Raw genomic sequence first — 21,325 nt, forward strand, 5'->3', positions numbered from 1 at the left:
TGCCTTCTCTGACAACTCCATTGTAGGGAATGCGCATGTTTTCTCCCATCGAATCCACTTACAGCAAGCTTACAATTTCGTAAGGCGCACGTTTTTTTAAGAGCGGAGCGTCTTCGCTTCCTGCTGGCGCAGCTCGATGCGCCTGATTTTGCCGGAGGTCGTCTTCGGCAGCTCCTGGACAAATTCGATCTTGCGCGGGTATTTGTACGGGGCTGTCAACGTTTTCACGTGATCTTGCAGCTCCGAGACGAGTCCGTCGGAAGGGGCATGGCCCTTTTTCAAAATAACAAACGCTTTCACAACGTGTCCGCGCTCGGGATCGGGGCTTGCGACCGCCGCACATTCGGCTACTGCCGGATGCTTGACCAGCGCGTCCTCCACCTCGAACGGCCCGATCGTGTACCCGCCGGAAATGATGATGTCATCCGAGCGGCCCTCGAACCAGATGTAGCCGTCCTCGTCCATGCGGCCCTGGTCGCCGGTGACGTACCAGTCGCCCCGGAACGCTCGCGCAGTGCGCTCAGGATCGTCCAGGTACCCTTTGAACAGCGCCACGAGGTTGCGGTCGATCGCAATATCCCCGACCTTGCCGACAGGCAGCTCGTGGCCCTCCTCGTCGATAATCGCGATGCGCACGACCGGCGAAGGCTTGCCCATCGAGCCGGGCTTTGGCTCCATGCCGACGAAGGTCCCGACCAACAGCGTGCTTTCCGTCTGTCCGTAGCCGTCGCGCACCGTCAACTGGAACTCGCGGCGGAACGTATCAATCACTTCGCGGTTGAGCGGCTCCCCTGCCGAGCATGCCGAGCGCAGCGCTTGCAGCTTGTACTCGCCCAAATCGGATACTTTGGCCATCAGCCTGTACTCGGTCGGAGTCGCGCAGAGGACGGACACCGGGTATTTTTGCAAAATCGCCAAATAATTTTCCGCAACGAACCGCCCTTTGTACACAAACGCCGTCGCTCCCATCCCCAATGTCGAGACGAACGGACTCCAGATCCATTTGGCCCAGCCAGGGCCTGCTGTCGCCCACACCAGGTCGCCTTCGCGCACGTCGAGCCACTGCTTTGCCGCCACCGCCAAATGCGCGAACGGCCAGCCGTGGACGTGCATAACCCCTTTCGGACCGCCCGTAGTCCCGGACGTATAGGACAAAAATGCCAGTTCGTCCGCATCCGTATCTACTGCCGTAAATTCCTCAGCCTGCCCTTCCATGATTCCCGCCAGGGCTACCCAGCCTTCTTTCCCTTCGCCTGTCGTAATGTAGTGCGTCAGACTGGGACAATTGCCGCGGGTCTGATCGACCTCGTCCAGCACGCCCTCGAAGCTGATGACAGCCTTGGCCTTGGCGTGGTTCACCCGGTACTCGATGTCCTTGTAGCGCAACATTTCCGAGCCGGGCAAAATGACGGCGCCCAGCTTCAGCAAAGCGAGGTACAGCCCGTAGGCGAGCGTCCCGCGAGAGACGAGCACCAGCACCCGGTCCTTTTCCCCAATCCCGACGGAACTAAGCGCATTCGCGATCCGGTTGGAATAGCGGCGCAGCTCCTCATAGGTCAAAACTCGTTCGTTCCCTTGCTCGTCCAGCTCCCAGACAGCGCGTCTCTCCGGATTTTTTCTGGCCCACTCATCCACTTGTACGGCGAAATTGTATTTTGCTGGCATGTTCAATTGCAAGTGAAACACCCCCACGCTTTTTAAGTATGTAGAATATAGAAGTTCTACATTTTCTCAATATTTCCTCTTTACTGTCTATTCTAACAAAAATTTATCCGTGGAGCATTGCAAAAATTGGCAAGCGCCGCACCCGTAACAATTCGCGGCGTCCTGCGTCATACATAACAAAGGCTCTCATGCACACGAGCACGAGAGCCGACTGAACGGTGTTTACCGTATGCAGTTAGGGGAGCCTTTAGCGGCTACAGGACGCGTTTGATTTTGACCACGCGCTTCTCCCAGTTCGTTCCGTCGAACTTGGAGTAGGTCACGCCCGGGCTGCCGTACGTGTGCAAAATTTTGCCGTCTCCGGCGTAGATCGCCACGTGCGTAATCCGGTCAGAAGAGCTGTTGACAGAAGCCTTCATGAAGACCAGGTCGCCTTTTTGCAAGTTCTTCTTGGACACAGTCGTCCCTACGGTCGATTGCTGGCGGGAGTCGCGCGGCAACGTGATTCCCACTTCCTTGAAGACGCGCTGGGTAAAGGACGAGCAGTCAAACGTCTTGGTCGTGCTGCTGCTCGAGCCGTATTTGTACTTCGTGCCCATGTATTTCTCGCCGATCTTGATGACCTTGTCGGCCAGATTGCTTGCCGGTTGCTCCGGCTTGCTGCCGGAATTGTCGGAAGAGCTTGTCTCATCCAAAATGCGGCGTGCGCCGACGAACTTATTGCTGTATTCCGAATAGCTTTTCAGGACGACGGCATCCTCGCTTTGAGAGGAGTAGACAAATTGGTCATTGCCTATGTATATGCCCATAAATGTGGGGCTTCCTTTTCCATTGGACGAGAAGAACACCAGGTCTCCCGGCTCTACGCTGTTTTGGGAGACTTTTTTGCCTGCTTTGGACAAGCTCGAAATCGTGCTGCCAATGGAAATGCCGATTTGCTTGTACGTGTACGTAGCCAGCTCTGCAGACCCGAACTGTTTTGAACCTTTTGCTTTATATTCATAATCTTTCCCAATCAAAGATGTCGCGATCTGTACAACATCAGACTGTTTCGAATCTTGCGTCTTAGCGGCCGCCTGTCCAACTTGACCACCCATTAACAGGGACGTACTCAGCATGACTGCTACTGTTGACTTCATTACCCAATCTCGTTTCGTCACTTTCTTTTCCTCCTTGTCATGTTGTGGCACCCGTCGTGGGCACATGGACAGATTACCCCAGGAGGAAACGGGAGGATAAGACCGTAAAATTTACCAATCATGGAATTAGTAGCATCGGACTAATCAGAAAACAAGGCGCACAACAGGCCATTCCTGCCTTTTAGTTCCATAGAACCAGACGCAGTTGAGAATCGGTTTCAATGGCGCTTTTTCAAACAAAAACCCATCTTCTGCCTGATCCTGTCAGAAGATGGGTCTTTTCACCCGGCATAACTGCCCGTTTTTATTTCAGTTTGGCCGTAAACTGGCCCCACTCTTCGTCGCCCCATTTGAGGGTCAGCACATCGCCATCGGCGACCGGTCCGACACCCGCAGGAGTCCCCGTGTAAATCACATCGCCCTGACCCAAGCCAAAATGCTCCGCGACGTAAGCAATGATCGTCTCCAGATCAAAAATCACATCGCGAATATTTCCCCGCTGCACCTGCTCGCCGTTTTTGAGCAGGGAAAAGTCTGTCTGCTGCATCGCCGCAAGCCCTGGAAACGGGTGAAACGGCGTCAAGATCGCGGAATGAGGGAAGCCTTTGGCAAGCAGCCACGGATGGCCTGCACTCTTCAGCTCGCTCTGCACATCGCGCAAAGTAAAATCAATGCCAAGGGCGATCTTGTCGACCAGCTCGGCAAGCGTGCAGCCCGGTTCATACGGCCGTGCCAGATGCACGACCAGCTCCGCTTCATAATGAAGCTCTCCGCGCGTCCCAGGCAGCTCGATCTCCTGTCCGTTCGTCACAGCCAGAGCGTGTGTCGGCTTGGCAAAAATCATCGGTTTTTTCGGTACGTCGTTCCCCAGTTCGGCCGCATGCAGCCGGTAATTGCGGCCCACACAGTAAATATTGCGGATCTGTTCCATTTTGTCCTCTCCTTCTGAAAGCTTGTCGCTCCCATTTACTATATCATGGGAAAGAGGACGAAAAACAGCCGGTCAATACTCGTCAAAGCAGTTGTCATAGCCCGGCCAGAGCCTGGCGTTGCCGCGCGCCTCCACTTCAAACACTGTATCGCAAATCGCTTCCAGCGCGCTCTCCAAATCCGTCTCCTCCTCCGAGCTCCACATGAACCCGTAACGAAGGCGCACGACCTGCTCATTTTTTTCGCAGAGGACAAACGCGAGCTGCGGGTGCTGCTCAATGACCGCTCGGCGCGCCTGAACGGTCGCGTCCAGCGAAAACAAGCCATCCCATTCCGAGATGACATAGGTGGAAGTTACCTCGATCCAAAGTGCGGAGGAATCGTTTCTCCTGCGAAAGACAACCGAGTCCTCCCGATAAAATCCATACCCCGAAGGAAGGGCGCCCTGGAGTCTGAATGCCATCCCGACAGGCAAATCTTCCGGCTTTAGCGCTGCGACAAGCCGACCAGGCAAAAGATAGTAGCCATCCTCCTGGCAAGAGCCCAAAGGCTCGCCCATGACGACCACGCGCTGATTATGCGGGTCACCTGTCACCTGTACGTACATCACGGCACCTCCTTTTCACACAGTATGGTCAGGAATGCCTGCCTCAAAACCAAATAATGTTTCGGTACATCCATTATTTTACATTTATAGCAGACAAAAAAAACAGGAGGTACATCCCAATTTGATGTCCCCCTGCTTTTGCGTTGTTGTCATGATGCGCGGACGATGGCGATGACTACATCGTTTTCGTTGTACGCTTTCGCTTTTATTTTGACAGGAAAGTCGTACGGGTTCTGGAACTGAAAATCGAGGACGCCGTAAGCTACCGTTGCGTCCTGGCCTGCCGGCACGTAGCCCACCGACTTGCTGTGATTGTGCCGCTCCACGATCGTCATCCCGGCTTCCGCTGTCGCATTGTACAGCGTGCTGGATACTTGGCAAATCCCGCCGCCGAAGTCGTCGACAAGCTGCCCGTTCAAGATCGTCCCTGCCTTTTCCCAGCCGTCTTCCTCTATGTTGGAATTGCCTACTTCTTCATTAAAAGAAAAAACAGCTTGCGGCTTGATTTTTTCCTGGTTGATCTTTTTCAGCGCCTTCTTGATATTGTGCTTGCGCGCGTCAGAGCTGCCTTCCATCGTCGTATGGTAAAAGCCGAGGACTTCTTTGTCTTTGATGTCCATTTTGTCCAAAAAAGCTTCGCGCTGCTCTGCAGGGGAAAGCTCTGCTGTGCCCAGGGCAGATGCAGGTGCGGGAAGGACTGCCGTACACGCTGAAAACAGGAAGGCTGTTGTCATCACACTGATGCCTATGAACCGGAATTTGTTCATGCTCCTCTACTCCCTCGCTTTCATTCGTGCTGTCTCTTTTTTCGGCTCGCGCAAAAAAGCTTGCGAATGCTGCAAGCCTGCAACGTGTCGATCACAATGCTCGCCACTCTACTGTATCCCACGCTTGACGCGGCGAGCAACCCGCAAATCTTGGACAGTTTTCAAGGAACAGGTGAGCAGCCGGACGGTGGACATCCGCCTGCGCTTTTTCTGGCGCAAAAAGGCAGACCGTCCTTGCTGCTGCGGTCTGTCTCTAAGTCGCCATTCTGCATCGTTCTCGCCGATCACGCCGAGCGCCCCGCCCGGTTTTTCTCGTTTTCTTCTGGACAAAATGGCGCTATGCTTCACGCCAGGTCAGGAACAGCCTGCGGTGTTTCAGGCATGAAGCTTTTATTTTTGAAAATGAAATTCATTATCATCATTCTGATTGTAGCGAAAAAAAGAAAGTTCTTCAACCTTCCTTGGTCGAAAAACTTTCTTTGATCGCTCGTCCTGCCTTGCAACCAAAGGCAACCGCTCATCTACTCGACTCGCTCGCGAGCTTGACGGCTTCAGCCATCACAAAATCTCCACATACCCCTCTGTTCCGTGCACGCGAATGCGTTGCCCGTCTTTTATGAGACGGGTGGCGTTTTCCACGCCGACAACGGCCGGCAAGCCGTATTCACGCGCGATTACTGCCCCGTGGGTCATCAGTCCGCCCACTTCGGTGACCAGACCTTTGACCGATACAAACAAAGGTGTCCAGCCCGGGTCAGTAAAGGAGGTGACCAGTATATCCCCTTCTTCCAGGTTCGCCTCTTCCATGTGTAAAATGACACGCGCCCGCCCCTCGATCACTCCGGCAGAAACAGCAAGACCTGCAAGCGCATTGGCGGGCAAGCTTTCCCGCTTGTACTTGCCCGCAATGATTTCACCATCAGACGTGATGACACGCGGCGGTGTCAGCTTTTCGAAAAATTGGTAGTCTTCTTTTCGTTGGCTGATGACCTGCTGGTCCAGCTTGTTCGTGCGCACCACTTCGTGAAACTCTTCCAAAGTGAGATAGTACACGTCTTCTTTTTCGCGAAGAACACCCGCTTGTACGAGTTGTTCGGCTTCTTTCAGCAAAGCTTGCTTATAGACGAAGTAGCGATTCACGATGCTGTATTTGGGATATTCGCGATAACCGATGAAGTTTCGGATGCGGTCGATCATTTGTTTCGTTTCTTTTGCTTTTTGTTCCCCGTCCGGCAATTGCTTTACTCGCTCGATGATCTCTTGTTCTTTTTTAAGCGCTTCCTGTCGCCCTTGCTCAAATTTCCGCTTGCCAGCGTTCGGCTCAAAGTTTTTGATGTTGCCCAAAATCATGGGGACGAGCGTGAGCGGGTTTTCACTCCAACGCGTTCTCGTCAGATCAATTTCTCCGGCACAGCGCATTCCGTATTTTTCGAGATACGCCTGGATCGCGTCATGCGCTTCCTGTCCGCCATCCAGTTTGAGCAGTTCCTCCCAAAAGTGATCTGCTTGTGCGTGCTGCAAATAGTCAATGACCTTTGGATAAGGGCGAATCGCATCAGCAACATCAAGGAGCGCCAGCCCCATTTCCGACGTAATGTTGTTTGGCACCGATTGGGAAAGCGTGTCTGCTACGTTTTTTTCACCCAGCCACTCGTTCATTTTTTCGTTGATCCATGCCGAAGCATTCAGCGCAGCCATAATCACGCCCAAGTTTTTCGGGACAAATAACACCTGCTTTAACTGCTGGATGTCTTCGAGAATAAAGGAAAACAAATCAGGCCCGGATTTCGTTTGGATGGTTTGCTTTACCTGTTCGAGCGCGTTTTGATTGCGCGCAATCAACTCAGCGACGATGGCCGGATCGTCTTCGATCGGTGTTTCCAAACTGGCGGGCAGCCTATCTGGATTGCTGTTGCCGGGGGACTGTTCTTTGTCATCTGTTGGTGACAATCGGATAAAATCTCGCTCGATGATCGTCAGCAGCGCGTCTTTTATGAGCGGGTCGGATTGTCCCAATGTATTTATCAGCATTTGCCTGCTGTCAGGTGTAGCGAGCATCTTTGTCACATCGACAAACAGCCTGCCACCGGCTTTGTGCATGGGGGCATTCGTCGTCAACAGAAAAACAGACATGCCCAAAGGCTTCATCGGGTCGGTCATCATTTGCTGGTGGCCCACCGATACGTAGACGTGATTGTCTTGATCGTTCGCTTCCGGGATGGGGTACAAAGTCGTAATCGGACGGCTCTGGACAATGTAAAACGTATCGTCAGCCAAACACCATTCGATATCTTGCGGGCAGCCCAAATAAGCTTCGATCTGTCTGCCGATGCGTGCCAGTTGCAAAATTTGCGGGTCGGTAAGAGTTTGCGCCTTTTGCCGCTCAGGCTCGATCTGCTCCGTCTGCGTCCCGCCTTCTTTTCGTCCGTAAATCGCCAACGTTTTGGTTGCGATCCTTTTGTCGACGATGTCCCCGTCCTTTACTCGATAACAATCGGCGGATACGAGGCCAGAGACGAGTGCTTCGCCAAGTCCAAAACTGGCGTCGATAGACAGCAGCTTCCGGTTGGCTGTAATCGGGTCGGCGGTAAACAAAATCCCGGAAGCGTGAGGGAAAACCATCCTTTGTACGATGACGGATAAAGAAACATGGCGGTGGTCAAATCCGTTTTGCATCCGGTAAATGACCGCGCGATCCGTAAACAGCGACGCCCAGCATTGGCTCATATGCTGCAAAATGGCTTCTATGCCGATGATGTTCAAATAGGTGTCCTGTTGACCAGCAAAAGAAGCGTGCGGCAAATCTTCCGCAGTCGCACTCGAGCGCACGGCATAAGCGTGTTCCGCTCCAAAGCGGGAGAGATAGTGCGTCACGGCTTCGACCACATCGGCGGGAATTTCGGCTTCCCTGATAATTTGCCGAAGCTGCCTGCTGATTTCACCAATTGGCTCCCGGTCTTCTGCGCTCAGCCTCGCCAGTCGATCCAGCAAAGCATGATACGTCTCGTTTTGTTCGATGGCTTTTTGATAGCCCGCTGTGGTCACACAAAATCCTTCCGGGACTTGTATGCCGGGGATTTTCGATAGCTCCCCCAGATTGATCCCTTTGCCGCCAACGAGCAACCGCGCTGTTTTTTCCATTTCCTGAAAACCGAGGACCAAAGCACTCATTCCGATCTCCCCTAACCATTCCATTGTGAAAAAGCATTTGACAGGTGTTTGTGCGGGTGATACAATTAAAGTGTAAAATGAGATACCACTAACCATAAAATTGAGTACACTCGTGTGCTCTGATTATATCATCGTGTCTTTTTAGGCGCAATCAAAAAGAACCTGGGCAGTTTTGCCAGGTTCTTTTCATTCATGCCGCTCCAAGCTGAAAAGCATATAAAAAAACCTGGAACGCGTCCAGGCAATCTGTTAGAGAATGCGAATGTTGGAACAATCACGACTGTTCAAATCTCAATCGCCTTTGCTATTGTATCATAAAGACTAGACATGTCAAAGAAATTTCTAGGACTGGCCCGCCCCCCCATCGTGCCAGAAACCTCGGACCTCACTGCTTCTGTTTCGCCCCGTTGTGCCGCTCGATCACGTCGGCCAACGCCTCGATCTGGCCGAGGACGGATATCGGGTCAAAGTAGAAAAAGGTTTTGTAATCGAGGACGATGACGCGATTCTCCCGGACAGCCGGAAGCTGCCTCCACACTCCGCTATCGACAACCGCCTTCAGCTCTTCCTCGGTCGTTTGGTCCCATGAGCAGAGAAACACGATGTCTGCGTCGGCGTATTCTTGGAGCAGCTCAAGCGAAATCGCCTGGTACTGTGCGCCGCTGTCGATCACTTCACGCTGCACCCGCTCATTGGCCTTGAAGCCGATCGCATGGTAGATCGCTTCCCCGCCCCGCCCGAAGTTGTCGCCGAGCACGGCAAGCTCTTTTCCGTTCGGATGAACAAGTGTCGCGGTCGCATTCATGAGAATTATTATCGAATCAAGCGTATCAAGAGGGCAGAAAGTTTGTCCATGCAGACAAATGACGAAAATTCAGCCGAAATGTGACTGGACCATTTTCCTCCAGCCAGTCCAATTGCTTCTCCATCGCCAAAGGATCGTACCCGTAAAAAACATTCGGGTCCGGCTCGTACACGCGGCCGTTTTTTACTGCCGGCAGACCGCGCCACACGCTCGACTCCAATACCTCGCACTCGGCGGGGGGCCAATGCGAATGATAGAGGAACAAAAAAATGTGATCGGCGGAGTAATCGGGCAGATCGTCCAGCGGGACGTGTATGTTCAGCAGCCCTTTTTCGATCATGTTCCGCTGCACGGCAGTCGGCGGCTGCAAGCCCAGCACATCGTATATCAGACACCCGCCCATGCTCGTCATGTTGCTGTAAACGTAGCATTTGCCCGAGACGATTTTCACGATCAAAAACGTCTCGCCTCGGGCACGCTGGACGGCCAGCTTGTTTTTTACCGCCAAAGCTCTTTCGTCAAACAGCAGGAGCCAGCGTTCTGCCTGTTCGCGACGCCCCACGGCTGCCGCGAGCACGAGCAGTTCCTCCCGCCAATCGCTGCATTCCTCGGGAATCGTGAACACCGGGGCGATCTCCCACAAGCTCTCGGTGTACTCTTCCCGATACACCATGATGAGGTCGGGCGGATTCGCCGCGAGCCACTGGACGGTTTTGTCGCTGTACCACTCCCCTTGCCTGAAACCTGAGCAGTCGAGCCGCTCCCGGTAATGAGCAGTCAGCCACGGCTCCATCCACAAGCCGACGACGGCAAACACCGGGACGATCCCCAGGCCAGCAGGCATGCTGTGGCGTGCGGCATCAGGACGGCGATTCGTTTCGGCTGCTTTCTGTACACCGTCAGCGGAACGCCCACAATCTGCTTAAACTTTCGGCTGAAATAATAATCGTTGGCAAACCCGGTTTCCTGCGCAATCAGATGCAAATCTTTGTCCGACAACTGGAGCAGCTCCTGGCCTTTGCGGATTCGGACCCGGCCCAGGTATTCGACGAAGCTCACGCCCGTCTCCCAGGCGGCGGGGCGGCCGGAGTCGCAGCCGCTCGCTTGCGTGTAGCTGGAAGCGGGACAAGCCTGCCGCTGCCAGCAGTGTCAGCCTAATCCAGATCATGAATAGCAAAAAGGCTTTTGTTCTGCCGGAAAAGCAGCCCAAAAGCCTGTCGTTTACTGGTATGGTGCGGTCGAGAGGACTTGAACCTCCACGGTGTTGCCACCACTAGAACCTGAATCTAGCGCGTCTGCCAATTCCGCCACGACCGCAAATGAAAACGTGGTGCCGGCGATAGGAATCGAACCCACAACCCCCTGATTACAAGTCAGGTGCTCTACCAATTGAGCTACACCGGCATAGATAATATTCGCCATTCGTGTATCGAAGAATGGCGGAGCTGACGGGACTCGAACCCGCGACCTCCGGTGTGACAGACCGGCGTGAACTCCAACTTCACCACAGCTCCATGTGGTTTATTTCCAACTTTTGCTCACTCTCGTGGGCACTTCTGTAATATAGCATGTCTTCTACCAACTTTGCAATAGTTTTTGAAATCTTTTTTTCTACATCATTTTTTCATAGATTTACCATTGAAAATCCGCTAGAATTTTATCTAGATATGCAGAAAATAGTAGATTGGTGGAGACGATGATATGAAACTTACTTCGAAGCTACTCACCTCCCTCGCCCTCTTCACTCTGCTGCCTACTGCTGCTCACGCCGCCTCTGGAGTGTATGTAGTATCAGCAGGGGACACGTTGAGCAAAATTGCCCGTGAGCACCAGACTACGGTCAGCCAGCTCATGCAAGTGAACCAACTGAAAAGCGATCAACTGTCGATTGGCCAGACTTTGTCCTTGCCTGAAGGCAGCCTGTCGACAGGCGGTGCAGCCGACGTCCCTCTCGATGTCGTAGCCGCCTCGATTGACTCCGCCAACAACGAGCCGGAAGAACTGACGGCTGGCGAAAAAGCGCGCGTGACGGTAGACGTGCTGAATGTGCGCAAAAAAGCGTCGACGGATGCGAGAATTTTAGGCAAGCTGAAGTTCGGTGACGTGGTTGAAGTCGTCGAGACTGGCAGCGAGTGGACCAAAATCGAGTTCGAAGATGATGAAGCCTACGTCTTCTCCGCTTACTTGAGTCCAAAGCTCACCCCTGACGTTGCGTTCGCAGGCGATGTCGATTCCGCAAGCCTGCACCGTCTCGAATCGATCTTTGAACCACTGCTCAAAACTCCGTATGTGCTCGGAGGAACCACACCGGACGGATTTGATTGCAGCGGCTTTACTTCATACGTATTTAGCCGCCTCGGGGTTACACTTCCGCGTACATCCGAGGATCAATTCCGCGGGGGCGTATCCATTCCGCTCGAGCAAGCGCAGCCGGGCGACCTGCTGTTTTACGATTCGCTCGGAAAAGGACGCGTGTCCCACGTAGCGATCTACTTGGGTAATGGCACCATCGTCCATGCAAACGGCGAAGACGTTCGCTACGGCAAGGTGGAGTACATGCACAAGCTGTATCCGTTCTACGGCGTCAAGCGCTACGCCGAATTCCAGTAGCAATCCCCCGAAAAAACGGCCCACACCTGTCACCAGGTTGTGGGCTGTTTTCCTGTGAGTTCGGATCAATGAATTTCCGTGTTGTGTCCGGCCTGGGGAGGTGTCTGGTTGGCCCCAATTTCGATTTTGCCCAAAGCCTGCTTCATCTTGTCGAGCTGAAGCTGGTAATCGCGCACAACTACGGTGAGAACGCTGACCGACTCTTTGAAATCAGGTTCGCTGCTGACTCTGTCTATGGCTCTATGTAGATGCAGCATTTTGTTCTCTGTTTCCCGTAGTAGGTCGAGTAACTGCAATCCGTTTACCACGTAATCACCTCATTTGTTTTTTCTTACTTTCTCCCGGTCGGTTCGTTGCTATGCGCAAAAAAACGCCCGACATGACGATCGGACGTTTTTTCCTGTGGGCTGTGGGCTTTACGCACGCGCAGCGGCCAGCTCCACAAACGTATCAATATCTTTGGCAATCAGCGCAAGCGAGTTGCGCCAGAAGTCAACCGAGCGCACGTCGACGTCCATGATCGCGGCCACATCGGCAATGCTCATTTTGCCTGTGACAGACAAAAGCTCGTCATACTGCTGGACAAACGCTTCGCCGCGCTTCACGTACTCGGCGTACAAGCCTTTTGCGAACAGCAAGCCAAAGGCGTACGGGAAGTTGTAGAAGTTGAAATCGGCACTGTAGTAATGCGGCTTGCACACCCACATGTACGGGTGCAGCACAGCATGGTCAAGCCCCTCTCCGTAGGCGTCCTTTTGCGCTTGCAGCATCAGTTCCTTCAGCTCGTTGACAGACAGGGAGCCTTCTGCGCGGCGGGCAAAGACGGCCGTTTCAAACAGGTAGCGGCTGTAAATATCGACAATGACCTGGCTTGCGCCGGAGATGTCGTTTTCCAGAATGGAAAAGGCTTCCTCTGGGGTCGCCTGGGCCAAAGCGGCCTTGGCAATGATCGTCTCACACAAAATCGACGCGGTTTCCGCGATCGGCATCGGGTAATCGCTGTTGTAGAACGCTTCCTGCACGAGACATTCGCCATGGTAGCCGTGTCCCAGCTCGTGTGCCAACGTGCTGACGTCGTTGTAGCTGCCTGTGTAGTTCGCCATGATCCGGCTCTCCCCGACCATGTGCAGGTTGTAGCAAAACGCTCCGCCGCGCTTGCCTTCGCGAGTCTCGGCGTCAATCCACTGGTTGTCAAAAGCGCGGGCGGCATAATTCGCCAGCTTTTCGCTAAAGCTACCAAAGTGCTTGACAATAAAGTCGCGCGCTTCCTGATACGTAAAGCGCATGTCGGCTTCGCCCACCGGAGCAAACAGGTCGTAGAACGGCAAGCCGTTTTCGTGTCCGAGCAGCTTTGCTTTTGCCCGGAAGTACTTCGTAAAGGCCGGCAAGCTTTCCTTCATCGCGGCAAGCATCGCGTCCAACGTCGCCTTGTCCATGCGCGAGTCGAGCAATGTTTTTTCCAGCGGCGACTCATAGCCGCGAAGCTTGGCTACGGTGATGACTTCTCCCTTGATCCCGTTCAAGCTCGCCGCTGACGATTCCTCGATCTTTTTGTAAGCGGCAAGCTCTGCCTCGTAAGCCGCCTTGCGCAGCTCGGCGTCTTTTTCATGCGCCATGTTGCGCACGACAGGCAGCGGAAGCTGTTTGGCCTCTCCGTCGATGGTGATGTCTACCAAGAGCGTCGAGGTCAGCATTTCCTGCAGCTTCGTCCAGGCGTTGGAGCCTGTGTTTTTCATTTTCGCCAAAATGATTTCTTCTTTTTCGCTGAGCATGTACTTGCTCTTCTCGGACAATTCGGTCAGCATGAAGCGATGCGTTTCCAGCAGCTCGGACTGGCTAATCAGCTCGCTCAAATTGTCCAGTTGGCCGAGCCATTTTTGGAACAGCACGCCCGGCTCTACCAGCTCGACGGACTGCTCCTGCACTTTTTCGATGAATTGCAGCGCTTTTTCGTTTTTCGCGTCCACGCTTGCCGTCAGCTCGCCAAACGCGTACAGGCGGTATTGGGTCTGCAAAATCGAAGTCATCCGGGTAATGTACGCCTCCATTTTCTGGACGGCGTCATCGGTCGTTTGCAGGCTTGAGGCTGCCCAGCTTTTTACCTCGTCCATCTCCCGGCATAGTTTTTCCCAGTCTTGCTTGCACTTTGGCGAGTCGAACGACGTGTACAAAACGTCCAAGTTCCAGCGCATATTCATGGGTCCGGCCTCCCTCTCATCTTGCCTATGTATTCTATGTAACAGACTCTATTGTAAAAAAATTTGGATAGATTAAGCAAGTTTTTATAAAAACAATGCTCTCACAAAATGGTAAGACGCGACTTGCAGGGGAAAAGTTACAGTCTTTGCGCCGTGACTGCAAGTTTTGCCAAGCCAAGAGCCGAGGCAGACAGGCTTGCTCCCGTGCTTCTTTAAGTGCCTGCACGCGAAAAAAGACTTTGCCGCGCGCTTGGGCAAAGTCCGTCTTTTCCGTCACGCCCGGACAGGCTGCGTCAAAAACGTCAGGGCAGACAAGGCAAACAGTTGCGTCGATTCGACCAACTGGTCAATGTCCACGTACTCGTCGGCATGATGGGGAATGTGGCGATCGCCCGCCCCCGTCGTCAAGATCGGAATGCCGGCCTTGTGCAAAAAGGTGCCGTCTGTCGCGCCGGGCACGCCGTTGTAGACAGGCTCTCTTTTCGTAATTTCCCGATACGCGCTGGCTACCGAAGTCACGACTTCCTCCTCCATTCCGGTCAACGTCCACGGCCGCTCCTCGATCACTTCCAGCGTCGCCCTGAACTTGTCGTCCTCGCGGGCCAGCGCTTCGAGGATCGCCTGCATTTCGCCGTGCAACTGCTCGTGGTCCTGACCCGGGACGGTTCGAATATCGAGCGTCGTCATGCACTGGTCCGGCACGACGTTGATCTGGGCATCGCCCTTGACAGGCGCCTGCACAATCGTCGGCGTGATGCTCGGCCAGCCAAGCATCGGGTGTTCGCCAAGCCGCGCCATTTCCCTCCGCTCCAGCTCCTCGAGGGCGACGATCGCCCGGGCCATCCGCGTGTTCGGATTGATTCCGGTCAGCGGCATCGCTCCGTGCGCCATTTTGCCGTACGTGCGCAAGATCGCCCGCATCGCTCCTTTTTGCGTGACGCAAAGCTGGTTTTCCTCCGGCTCGCAGATGATCGCGGCGTCAACCCCTTGCGCCCAGCCTTTGCGGATAAAGTCTTTGATCCCGATCATCATGCCTTCCTCGTCGCACGGGATGCACAGCAAAATTTTTCCGGCGAACGCCTCCTTGGAGCGCTGGATGGCCTTGACCGCGCAAATGGCGGCAGCGAGGTTTCCTTTTGTGTCGCAAGAGCCACGTCCGTAGATGCGGCCGCCGGAAATGGCTGCTCCGAACGGATCGTAGCTCCAGGCATCCCGGTCGCCTTCGGTCACGACATCGGTATGCGCTTCGAACAGCAGCGTTTTCCCCGGTCTCCCGGAGTCGTAAAAAGCGATGACGTTGGGCCTGCCGGGCACGACTTCCTCATAAAAAACTTGCAGCCCCATCTTGCGCAAATAGTCGGCCACAAACAAGGCGACCCGCTCCTCGTTCGCCCCCGCCTGCTCCGGACGAAACACACTCGGAATCCGCACCAGCTCCTGCGTCAAACGCACAACCTCTTGCTCGTCAACAAAGGATATTACTTGACTCATCTGCCCGTCCTCCCATCCGTTCCTATGTGTGGAAAAGAAAGCTGCCGAAGCGTCAACTGTCGTAACTGCTCCACGCCGGAAGGCCGCCCGCTTCCTTTGCCGCCTTGACAGCCTGAATCACGGCCTCGGCAAGCACATCCGCCGACAGCGCCCCGACGAGATCGACCGCCGCCCCTACTTCATCGGTGGCGACGGCAAAAATCGTGTCGCCATCGTACATCGTATGAATCGGGCGAATGGTGCGGGCAAGCCCGTCGTGCGCCATTTGCGCAACCTTTTGCGCCTGGGCCTTGGTCAGCTTCGCATTGCTGGCGACGACGGCAATCGTCGTGTTCGTGCCCGGAGGAATCGGCGAAAAAGCATGCTGGAGCATCATGTCCATGCTGTCTCGAATCTCCCCCCGCTCATCGCGCGGCCCGGCGAGAATGACCCCTGTCTTCGGCTCCACGACATGACCGACCGCATTGACCGCGACCAGTGCGCCGATGACCAGTCCGCTCGGCAAAGTCAGCGACGCGCTGCCGAGGCCGCTTTTCATCGCATGGGCAAACCCGTTCAGCTTGCCGACGGAAGCGCCCGTACCCGCGCCGACATTCCCTTGGGCGACAGTCTCCGAGCTTGCTGCCAGCGCCGCCTGATAGCCCATCTGCCGGTCCGGCCGCACCCGGTAATCGCCGACTGCCAAATCGAACAGGACGGCGGCCGGGACAATCGGGACGACGCCGTAGCCTACGTCCAGCCCGATGCCCTTTTCCTCCAAATACTGCATCACGCCTGAGGCCGCGTCCAGGCCGTAGGCACTGCCACCGGACAGGCAGATGGCGTGGACGACGCTGACCAGATTGAGCGGGTCCAGCAAATCCGTCTCACGGGTGCCCGGGGCAGAACCCCGGACATCCACGCCGCACACAGACGGCTTTTCCAGCAACACGACACTGCAACCCGTCAGCGCTGCTTCATTTTGCGCATGCCCGACGCGAATGCCGGGCACATCGACAATGGTTCCTGTCATGGCTTACAAGTCTCCTGAAATTTTCGATTTTTGTCTCCCGGAGCTTCCCAGCTTTTTCCACGCCGCGACTACCGCCAACGTCACGATGACCGAGACGACCGCTTCCGGCAGGCCGTTTGTCACGGCAACCGTCGCCGCGACGCCAAACGGCATGTACCCGCGAATGACCGCCATCCCGAGAACGAGAATCGTGTTGGTCAGCGCCCCGATAAAGCCGGCTGCGCCAATCGCCAGGTACTGGTTGACGTTTCGCAGGCCGACGTAGGTCAAGTACGCCGTCACCCCGATAAACAGGCGCGGCAGGATCGCGACCAGCGGATCTTTGAACAGCGGCACAGTGGCGTTCAGGAAGGAAGATACTCCAAAAATGAGACCAATAATCATACCGACGCCCCAGCCCTCCATGATGCCGCCGATGATGGCCGGGATGTGCATGATGGTGGCGTTGCCAGCCGCCGTCGGAACGGGGATGTAGCCGAGCCGCGTGACCCCGAGCAAAATCGCGATCGCTCCGAGCACCCCTGCAATGACGATCTTGCGTACGGTCAATCCTTTTTCCATGCCTACTCCTCCTTTTTGCCAAGCGATATATGGAATCCCCAGAAGGGAGAACTCCCGCCTACTACCACGGTATTCCCAACATGATTGCGGAAATGACCACGCTTGCCAGCAGTGCGGCATAATCGCCGCCTTTCGCCTTGTACTGGGTATAGCGCGTCCGGGCCGCACCTGGCGTATAGCATCTCGCTTCCATCGCCAAAATCAGGTCTTCGGCTCTGGACAGCGCCACGTTGAACAACGGGATGATGATCGGAAACATGTCTTTCGTCCGCTGCACGATCCGCCACCACTCGCCTGTGCCGAAGTCGGCGCCGCGGGACGCCTGTGCCTTCATCATTTTTTCCATCTCCATCGCAAACGTCGGGACGAAGCGAATGGCGATGGTGATGATGAGCGCAAACGCATGGACCGGAAACTTGACTTTTTCCAACGGACCGAGCAGCCGCTCCATCCCGTGCGTCAGTTCCGTCGTCGAGGTGGAGAGCGTCAGCACGCTGGAGAGAAAAATCACCTCGACAAAGCGCATGGCGGAGACGATGACGAGCCGGATGCTCTCGCTCGATATGGTGATGAAGCCGTACTGGAAGTAGATCGTGCCGCCGTTTGCGATCTCGCCGTAAAACAAAAGCTGCATGATCGCCAAAATAATGATGAACGGAACGGCCGGCTTGATCCCGGAGATGCCGTAGTGCAGCGGGATTTTCGATACGTGGAACAGCCACAGGCAGATCGCCAGCGCAAACAGGTTGCCCACATATGTATTGCAGATGGCGATCGCGACGATCATGATGGCAAAAGCGCCGAGCTTGAACCGCGGGTCCAGCCGATGCACGACAGAAGCAGTCGGCAAATACTGTCCGATGGTAATATTGCGCGTCAATTCAAATTCCGCTGACATGTGCTCCCCTCCCTAGCGCTGGATCAGCTTCAAGATTTCATACGCAGTCTCTTCCGGCAAGTAGGCTTTCGGATCAATCGGGTAGCCGCGTTCGCGCAAGCGGTACAATATATCGACCGATTCCGGCGTGCCGATATGGTGTTCGCGCAACAGCTCCTGATTGCCGAAAATGTGCCGCGGAGTCCCTTCGCAAACGGCTTGCCCGTTAGCCATGACGTACACGCGGTCAGCGAGCTGCGCGACTTCCTCCATGTTGTGCGAGACGAAGATGACGGTAAGCCCTTCTTCGCGATTCAGCCGTTTGATCCGCTCCAGCAGCTCCAGCCGGGAGCGCGGGTCCAGTCCGGCTGTCGGCTCGTCGAGCACCAGCACCTTCGGCTGCAGCGACAGGACGCCAGCGAGCGCGACCTTGCGCTTTTGCCCGCCGCTCAGGGCGTAGGTGGGACGATCCTTCATCTCCTGAAAGTCCAGGCCGACGAGGTCCATCGCCCATTTCACCCGGTTTTTCACCTCTTCCAGCGGCAGTCCCATCTTGAACGGGCCGTAGGCGACATCGTCTCCGACCAGCTTTTCGAACAACTGGTCCTCGGGGTTTTGGAACACCAGCCCTACTTGCCTGCGCAGCGCCCGGATGTCTATTTTCGGCTGGGATACGTCTATGCCGTTCACGATGACCGTCCCTGACTGCGGGCGGATCAGCCCGTTGAAATGCTGGATCAAGGTCGACTTGCCCGAACCCGTATGCCCGATAATCGCCAGGCATTCGCCCGCGTTCGCCTGCAGGCTGACTTCCTGCAACGCCGCGTGCGCGAGCGGCGTTCCTTGCATGTACACATGCGACAGCTTTTGCACATCGACAATCGGTTGCGTCATGAGCCGCTCGCCTCCGCCTGTCTGACGTACAAACGGTCGACCTCTGCCACCACTTCTGCATTGTGGATCAGGTCCGGGGAAAAAGCGGGCAGCTCGGCATGGACGAGCGCGGCTATTCGGCTTGCGTCCGGCACGTCGAGGTGAAGCTCGCGCAGCCTGTCCTGATGCGCGAACACTTCCCGCGGCGTACCTTCCAGCACGATTTTGCCGCCCTCCATCACGATGACCCGATCCGCCTCCGTCACCTCTGACATGTGGTGCGTGACGGTCACGATCGTCATTCCTTCGCGGTGCAGCTTGCGGACGACGGCGAGAATGTCCTGCCTGCCGTAGCTGTCCAGCATGCTCGTCGCTTCATCGAGAACGAGGCATTGCGGCTTCATGGCGAGAATGCCGGCAATCGCGATCCGCTGCTTTTGCCCGCCCGACAGATGGTGCGGCGGCCGATGGCGATAGGCGCTCATTCCGACTGCCTCCAGCGCAAAATCGACCCGTTCCCGCATTTCCTCCACACTCGTCCCGATGTTTTCCAGCCCAAAGGCCACGTCGTCCTCGACGATGGTGGCGACAATCTGGTTATCCGGATGCTGAAAGACCATTCCCACGCGGCTTCGCACTTCGTGAATCCGCTCTTTTTCCTTCGTATTGATGCCGTTGACGAAGACGTTGCCTTCCTTTGGCGTCAAAATGCCGTTGAGGTGTTTGGACAACGTCGATTTGCCGGACCCATTGTGCCCGATAATGGCGACATACTCGCCGGGATACACTTCAAGGGAGACGTTTTGCAGCACCGGAATCTGCTGATCCTGGCTCACCTGATAGGCAAACGAAACGTTTTCGACACGGATGATCGGTTGTGTAGACATGTGTTCCCTCCCTTTCCACGGGTGTGCGTCTTATAGCCATATGCAAGCAACTCCCGTGCCAAGTCATTATGTTTTTAATTTTCTGTAAATTTCAGACTTCAAAGATGAATCTTCTGTTGCAATCCGCATCATTTTCGTTGCTGTTGCAACATCAGTCTACTTCGCCATATTTCTTCATTTTTCTCCACAGAGTCGTGCGATCCATCCCCAACAACTTCGCTGCCTCGCCCTTGTTTCCTTTTGTCATTTCCAAAACCTTCCTGATTACCTCTGCTTCGTCTTGCTCCTGCTGCCGGAAGGCGTTGCGCTGGGCGAGCTTTTTCGCCAAAAACAACGTGTCCTCCAGTCCGAGACGGTCGCTTTTGCACAGCAGCACCATGCGTTCGACCACATTGCGCAGTTCGCGGACATTGCCCGGCCAGTCGTATTGCGCAAGAAACCGGTACACAGACTCGTCCACTCCCTGTAGTCGCCTGTCGCCGCGCTGCGCGATTTCCTCCATGATCGCCTCCATCAACAGCGGGATGTCTTCCGTGCGCTCGCGCAACGGCGGCAGCTCCAGCGTCAACACGTTCAGCCGGTAGTACAGGTCCGAGCGAAACAGCTTTTCCGCCATCAGTTGTTCCAGATTGCGGTTGGTCGCCGCGATAATCCGCACATCGACCGGGACGATCCGCTCGCCGCTGATCCGGCGCACCTTTTTCTCCTGGAGGACGCGCAGCAGCAGCGCCTGAATCGTGATCGACATTTCCCCGATCTCGTCGAGAAACAGCGTTCCGCCGTGCGCCAGCTCGAACAGGCCGGGCTTCCCGCCTTTTCGCGCGCCTGTAAACGCCCCTTCCTCGTATCCGAACAGCTCGCTTTCCAGCAGGTTTCCGGGGAGCGCGGCGCAATTGACCGCGATAAACGGACCTGTCGCCCGCTGGCTGCTCAAATGAATGCCCTGCGCAAACAGCTCCTTGCCCGTCCCGGTCTCGCCCTGGATCAGCACGGTGGCATCCGTTCTGGCAAAAGTTTCTGCCCATTCCTTCGCCTCGCGCATCGCTTTGGACTGGCCGACGATATCCTCCAGCCGAAACTTGGCTTCCAGCCCGCTTTCCATGCTTTGCTTGCGGATGCGCAGCTCCATCTTTTGAATGTCCGTAATTTCCTTGAACGTCGAGACGGCCCCGACGACCTCTCCTTCCACCACAATCGGCAGGCGGTTGATGATGATTTGCCGATTCAGGACGGTGGCGATGTCGCCGATTTCTTTTTTTCCGGTTGCCAAAATGCGCAGCATGTCCGAGTTGGGGATGTAGCGGGTAATTTTCTCCCCGACGACGTTTGGCGGCAAGCCGAGTATTTCCGTCGCATTCTGGTTGACCCAGATGATCGTATAGTCGTGGTCGACCGCGATAATGCCGTCATGCGAGGCGTCGAGGATCGCCTGAATGTGAATGTCGCCGATCATTTTCCTGCCTCCCCTTCCTCCGCCCGGTCCAGCATGACAGCCACTTCGGCTGGCGGCTTTCTCGCCCGGCGTCTCGTCTTGCGCTTCTTTTTGCGCAGCGCAAACAAAGCCGCAAGCATGAGTCCGAGCGTCGCGAGCTGAATCGGCTGGGACAGCTTCGCCTGGACCCAGCCGCTCATGCCGAGCAGATGGAACAGGACGGCCATGTAAAGAAGAATCGATGCGAGATTTTGCACGTTCACTCTTGTCACTCCTGTCTGGCCTTATCGGATGGGAGAA

General features: G+C 55.3%; 21 protein-coding genes and 3 tRNA genes. 2 read left to right on the forward strand and 22 right to left on the reverse strand.

The genetic code is table 11. The features are described from left to right. Positions 1-96: 96 nt before the first annotated feature. The 5 genes from AC3WQH_RS15770 to AC3WQH_RS15790 form a co-directional block, all read right to left on the reverse strand. Positions 97-1,677 carry an acetate--CoA ligase gene (locus AC3WQH_RS15770; protein ID WP_283859198.1) on the reverse strand — a complete coding sequence of 527 codons (1,581 nt, stop codon included), beginning with the start codon at positions 1,675-1,677 and terminating at the stop codon, positions 97-99. A gap of 242 nt (positions 1,678-1,919) precedes the next feature. Beyond that, complete coding sequence (locus AC3WQH_RS15775; protein WP_492332142.1) at positions 1,920-2,825, reverse strand: C40 family peptidase; 906 nt, start codon at positions 2,823-2,825, stop codon at positions 1,920-1,922. A gap of 283 nt (positions 2,826-3,108) precedes the next feature. Beyond that, the gene (locus AC3WQH_RS15780; RefSeq protein ID WP_005833478.1) at positions 3,109-3,735 is read right to left on the reverse strand and encodes a fumarylacetoacetate hydrolase family protein; all 627 of its coding nucleotides are present in this window, start codon (positions 3,733-3,735) and stop codon (positions 3,109-3,111) included. 72 nt (positions 3,736-3,807) lie between these two features. Further along, the gene (locus AC3WQH_RS15785; RefSeq protein WP_310669951.1) at positions 3,808-4,341 is read right to left on the reverse strand and encodes a hypothetical protein; all 534 of its coding nucleotides are present in this window, start codon (positions 4,339-4,341) and stop codon (positions 3,808-3,810) included. A 149-nt stretch (positions 4,342-4,490) separates the two neighbouring features. Continuing rightward, positions 4,491-5,108: a VanW family protein gene (locus tag AC3WQH_RS15790; RefSeq protein WP_327953199.1), complete on the reverse strand. Its 618-nt coding sequence runs from the start codon at positions 5,106-5,108 to the stop codon at positions 4,491-4,493. Between the two features lie 84 nt (positions 5,109-5,192). On the opposite strand from AC3WQH_RS15790, the gene AC3WQH_RS15795 reads away from it, so the two are divergent. Beyond that, positions 5,193-5,591: a hypothetical protein gene (locus AC3WQH_RS15795; RefSeq protein ID WP_141333628.1), complete on the forward strand. Its 399-nt coding sequence runs from the start codon at positions 5,193-5,195 to the stop codon at positions 5,589-5,591. A 75-nt stretch (positions 5,592-5,666) separates the two neighbouring features. On the opposite strand, the gene ppsA is transcribed toward AC3WQH_RS15795, so the two are convergent. The 7 genes from ppsA to AC3WQH_RS15830 all read right to left on the reverse strand — a co-directional run bounded on the left by ppsA (position 5,667) and on the right by AC3WQH_RS15830 (position 10,598). Further along, positions 5,667-8,279, reverse strand: coding sequence for a phosphoenolpyruvate synthase (gene ppsA, locus AC3WQH_RS15800; RefSeq protein ID WP_026557122.1), 2,613 nt, complete (start codon positions 8,277-8,279; stop codon positions 5,667-5,669). A 385-nt stretch (positions 8,280-8,664) separates the two neighbouring features. Further along, a complete protein-coding gene (locus AC3WQH_RS15805; RefSeq protein ID WP_026557121.1) occupies positions 8,665-9,084 on the reverse strand; it encodes an ABC transporter substrate-binding protein in 420 nt (139 codons plus the stop codon). A 25-nt stretch (positions 9,085-9,109) separates the two neighbouring features. Further along, the gene (locus tag AC3WQH_RS15810) at positions 9,110-9,901 is read right to left on the reverse strand and encodes an ABC transporter substrate-binding protein (protein WP_492332143.1); all 792 of its coding nucleotides are present in this window, start codon (positions 9,899-9,901) and stop codon (positions 9,110-9,112) included. Continuing rightward, a complete protein-coding gene (locus AC3WQH_RS15815) occupies positions 9,862-10,143 on the reverse strand; it encodes a helix-turn-helix domain-containing protein (RefSeq protein WP_492332144.1) in 282 nt (93 codons plus the stop codon). The genes AC3WQH_RS15810 and AC3WQH_RS15815 overlap by 40 nt, the downstream gene beginning before the upstream one ends. A gap of 171 nt (positions 10,144-10,314) precedes the next feature. Then, positions 10,315-10,401, reverse strand: a tRNA-Leu gene (locus tag AC3WQH_RS15820). A gap of 11 nt (positions 10,402-10,412) precedes the next feature. After that, positions 10,413-10,488 (reverse strand) — tRNA-Thr (locus tag AC3WQH_RS15825). A gap of 33 nt (positions 10,489-10,521) precedes the next feature. Then, positions 10,522-10,598, reverse strand: a tRNA-Asp gene (locus AC3WQH_RS15830). Positions 10,599-10,785: 187 nt separating this feature from the next. Between AC3WQH_RS15830 and AC3WQH_RS15835 the strand changes: the two genes are divergently transcribed. Beyond that, a complete protein-coding gene (locus AC3WQH_RS15835) occupies positions 10,786-11,694 on the forward strand; it encodes a C40 family peptidase (protein ID WP_283859192.1) in 909 nt (302 codons plus the stop codon). 65 nt (positions 11,695-11,759) lie between these two features. Here AC3WQH_RS15835 and AC3WQH_RS15840 read toward each other — a convergent pair whose 3' ends face one another. The 10 genes from AC3WQH_RS15840 to AC3WQH_RS15885 form a co-directional block, all read right to left on the reverse strand. Then, a complete protein-coding gene (locus tag AC3WQH_RS15840) occupies positions 11,760-12,002 on the reverse strand; it encodes a hypothetical protein (RefSeq protein ID WP_005833491.1) in 243 nt (80 codons plus the stop codon). A gap of 108 nt (positions 12,003-12,110) precedes the next feature. Then, complete coding sequence (locus AC3WQH_RS15845; RefSeq protein WP_007779599.1) at positions 12,111-13,892, reverse strand: M3 family oligoendopeptidase; 1,782 nt, start codon at positions 13,890-13,892, stop codon at positions 12,111-12,113. Positions 13,893-14,165: 273 nt separating this feature from the next. Next, positions 14,166-15,383 carry a M20 family metallopeptidase gene (locus AC3WQH_RS15850; protein ID WP_005833494.1) on the reverse strand — a complete coding sequence of 406 codons (1,218 nt, stop codon included), beginning with the start codon at positions 15,381-15,383 and terminating at the stop codon, positions 14,166-14,168. A 52-nt stretch (positions 15,384-15,435) separates the two neighbouring features. Further along, positions 15,436-16,395 carry a P1 family peptidase gene (locus AC3WQH_RS15855; RefSeq protein ID WP_005833495.1) on the reverse strand — a complete coding sequence of 320 codons (960 nt, stop codon included), beginning with the start codon at positions 16,393-16,395 and terminating at the stop codon, positions 15,436-15,438. Positions 16,396-16,398: 3 nt separating this feature from the next. Further along, positions 16,399-16,956, reverse strand: coding sequence for an ECF transporter S component (locus AC3WQH_RS15860; RefSeq protein WP_005833497.1), 558 nt, complete (start codon positions 16,954-16,956; stop codon positions 16,399-16,401). Positions 16,957-17,017: 61 nt separating this feature from the next. Beyond that, positions 17,018-17,854: an energy-coupling factor transporter transmembrane component T family protein gene (locus AC3WQH_RS15865; protein ID WP_005833498.1), complete on the reverse strand. Its 837-nt coding sequence runs from the start codon at positions 17,852-17,854 to the stop codon at positions 17,018-17,020. A gap of 12 nt (positions 17,855-17,866) precedes the next feature. Then, complete coding sequence (locus AC3WQH_RS15870) at positions 17,867-18,727, reverse strand: energy-coupling factor transporter ATPase (protein ID WP_007779611.1); 861 nt, start codon at positions 18,725-18,727, stop codon at positions 17,867-17,869. Further along, complete coding sequence (locus AC3WQH_RS15875) at positions 18,724-19,593, reverse strand: energy-coupling factor transporter ATPase (RefSeq protein WP_221842792.1); 870 nt, start codon at positions 19,591-19,593, stop codon at positions 18,724-18,726. Before AC3WQH_RS15875 ends, AC3WQH_RS15870 begins: the two co-directional genes overlap by 4 nt. 151 nt (positions 19,594-19,744) lie before the next feature. Next, positions 19,745-21,046, reverse strand: coding sequence for a sigma-54 interaction domain-containing protein (locus tag AC3WQH_RS15880; protein WP_005833500.1), 1,302 nt, complete (start codon positions 21,044-21,046; stop codon positions 19,745-19,747). Beyond that, the gene (locus AC3WQH_RS15885) at positions 21,043-21,288 is read right to left on the reverse strand and encodes a hypothetical protein (RefSeq protein ID WP_007779625.1); all 246 of its coding nucleotides are present in this window, start codon (positions 21,286-21,288) and stop codon (positions 21,043-21,045) included. Before AC3WQH_RS15885 ends, AC3WQH_RS15880 begins: the two co-directional genes overlap by 4 nt. Between the last annotated feature and the right edge of the window lie 37 nt (positions 21,289-21,325).

Source organism: Brevibacillus sp. FW301-21C12A, assembly GCF_058788915.1.

What these genes read in the sequence shown, in the direction of transcription:
- AC3WQH_RS15835 (WP_283859192.1), top strand. Translation starts at nt 10,786, where the DNA reads ATGAAACTTACTTCGAAGCTACTCACCTCCCTCGCCCTCTTCACTCTG.
- AC3WQH_RS15805 (WP_026557121.1), bottom strand. Translation starts at nt 9,084, where the DNA reads ATGAATGCGACCGCGACACTTGTTCATCCGAACGGAAAAGAGCTTGCC.
- AC3WQH_RS15865 (WP_005833498.1), bottom strand. Translation starts at nt 17,854, where the DNA reads ATGTCAGCGGAATTTGAATTGACGCGCAATATTACCATCGGACAGTAT.
- AC3WQH_RS15785 (WP_310669951.1), bottom strand. Translation starts at nt 4,341, where the DNA reads ATGTACGTACAGGTGACAGGTGACCCGCATAATCAGCGCGTGGTCGTC.
- AC3WQH_RS15855 (WP_005833495.1), bottom strand. Translation starts at nt 16,395, where the DNA reads ATGACAGGAACCATTGTCGATGTGCCCGGCATTCGCGTCGGGCATGCG.
- AC3WQH_RS15870 (WP_007779611.1), bottom strand. Translation starts at nt 18,727, where the DNA reads ATGACGCAACCGATTGTCGATGTGCAAAAGCTGTCGCATGTGTACATG.
- AC3WQH_RS15880 (WP_005833500.1), bottom strand. Translation starts at nt 21,046, where the DNA reads ATGATCGGCGACATTCACATTCAGGCGATCCTCGACGCCTCGCATGAC.
- AC3WQH_RS15850 (WP_005833494.1), bottom strand. Translation starts at nt 15,383, where the DNA reads ATGAGTCAAGTAATATCCTTTGTTGACGAGCAAGAGGTTGTGCGTTTG.
- AC3WQH_RS15790 (WP_327953199.1), bottom strand. Translation starts at nt 5,108, where the DNA reads ATGAACAAATTCCGGTTCATAGGCATCAGTGTGATGACAACAGCCTTC.
- ppsA (WP_026557122.1), bottom strand. Translation starts at nt 8,279, where the DNA reads ATGAGTGCTTTGGTCCTCGGTTTTCAGGAAATGGAAAAAACAGCGCGG.
- AC3WQH_RS15845 (WP_007779599.1), bottom strand. Translation starts at nt 13,892, where the DNA reads ATGAATATGCGCTGGAACTTGGACGTTTTGTACACGTCGTTCGACTCG.
- AC3WQH_RS15875 (WP_221842792.1), bottom strand. Translation starts at nt 19,593, where the DNA reads ATGTCTACACAACCGATCATCCGTGTCGAAAACGTTTCGTTTGCCTAT.
- AC3WQH_RS15780 (WP_005833478.1), bottom strand. Translation starts at nt 3,735, where the DNA reads ATGGAACAGATCCGCAATATTTACTGTGTGGGCCGCAATTACCGGCTG.
- AC3WQH_RS15860 (WP_005833497.1), bottom strand. Translation starts at nt 16,956, where the DNA reads ATGGAAAAAGGATTGACCGTACGCAAGATCGTCATTGCAGGGGTGCTC.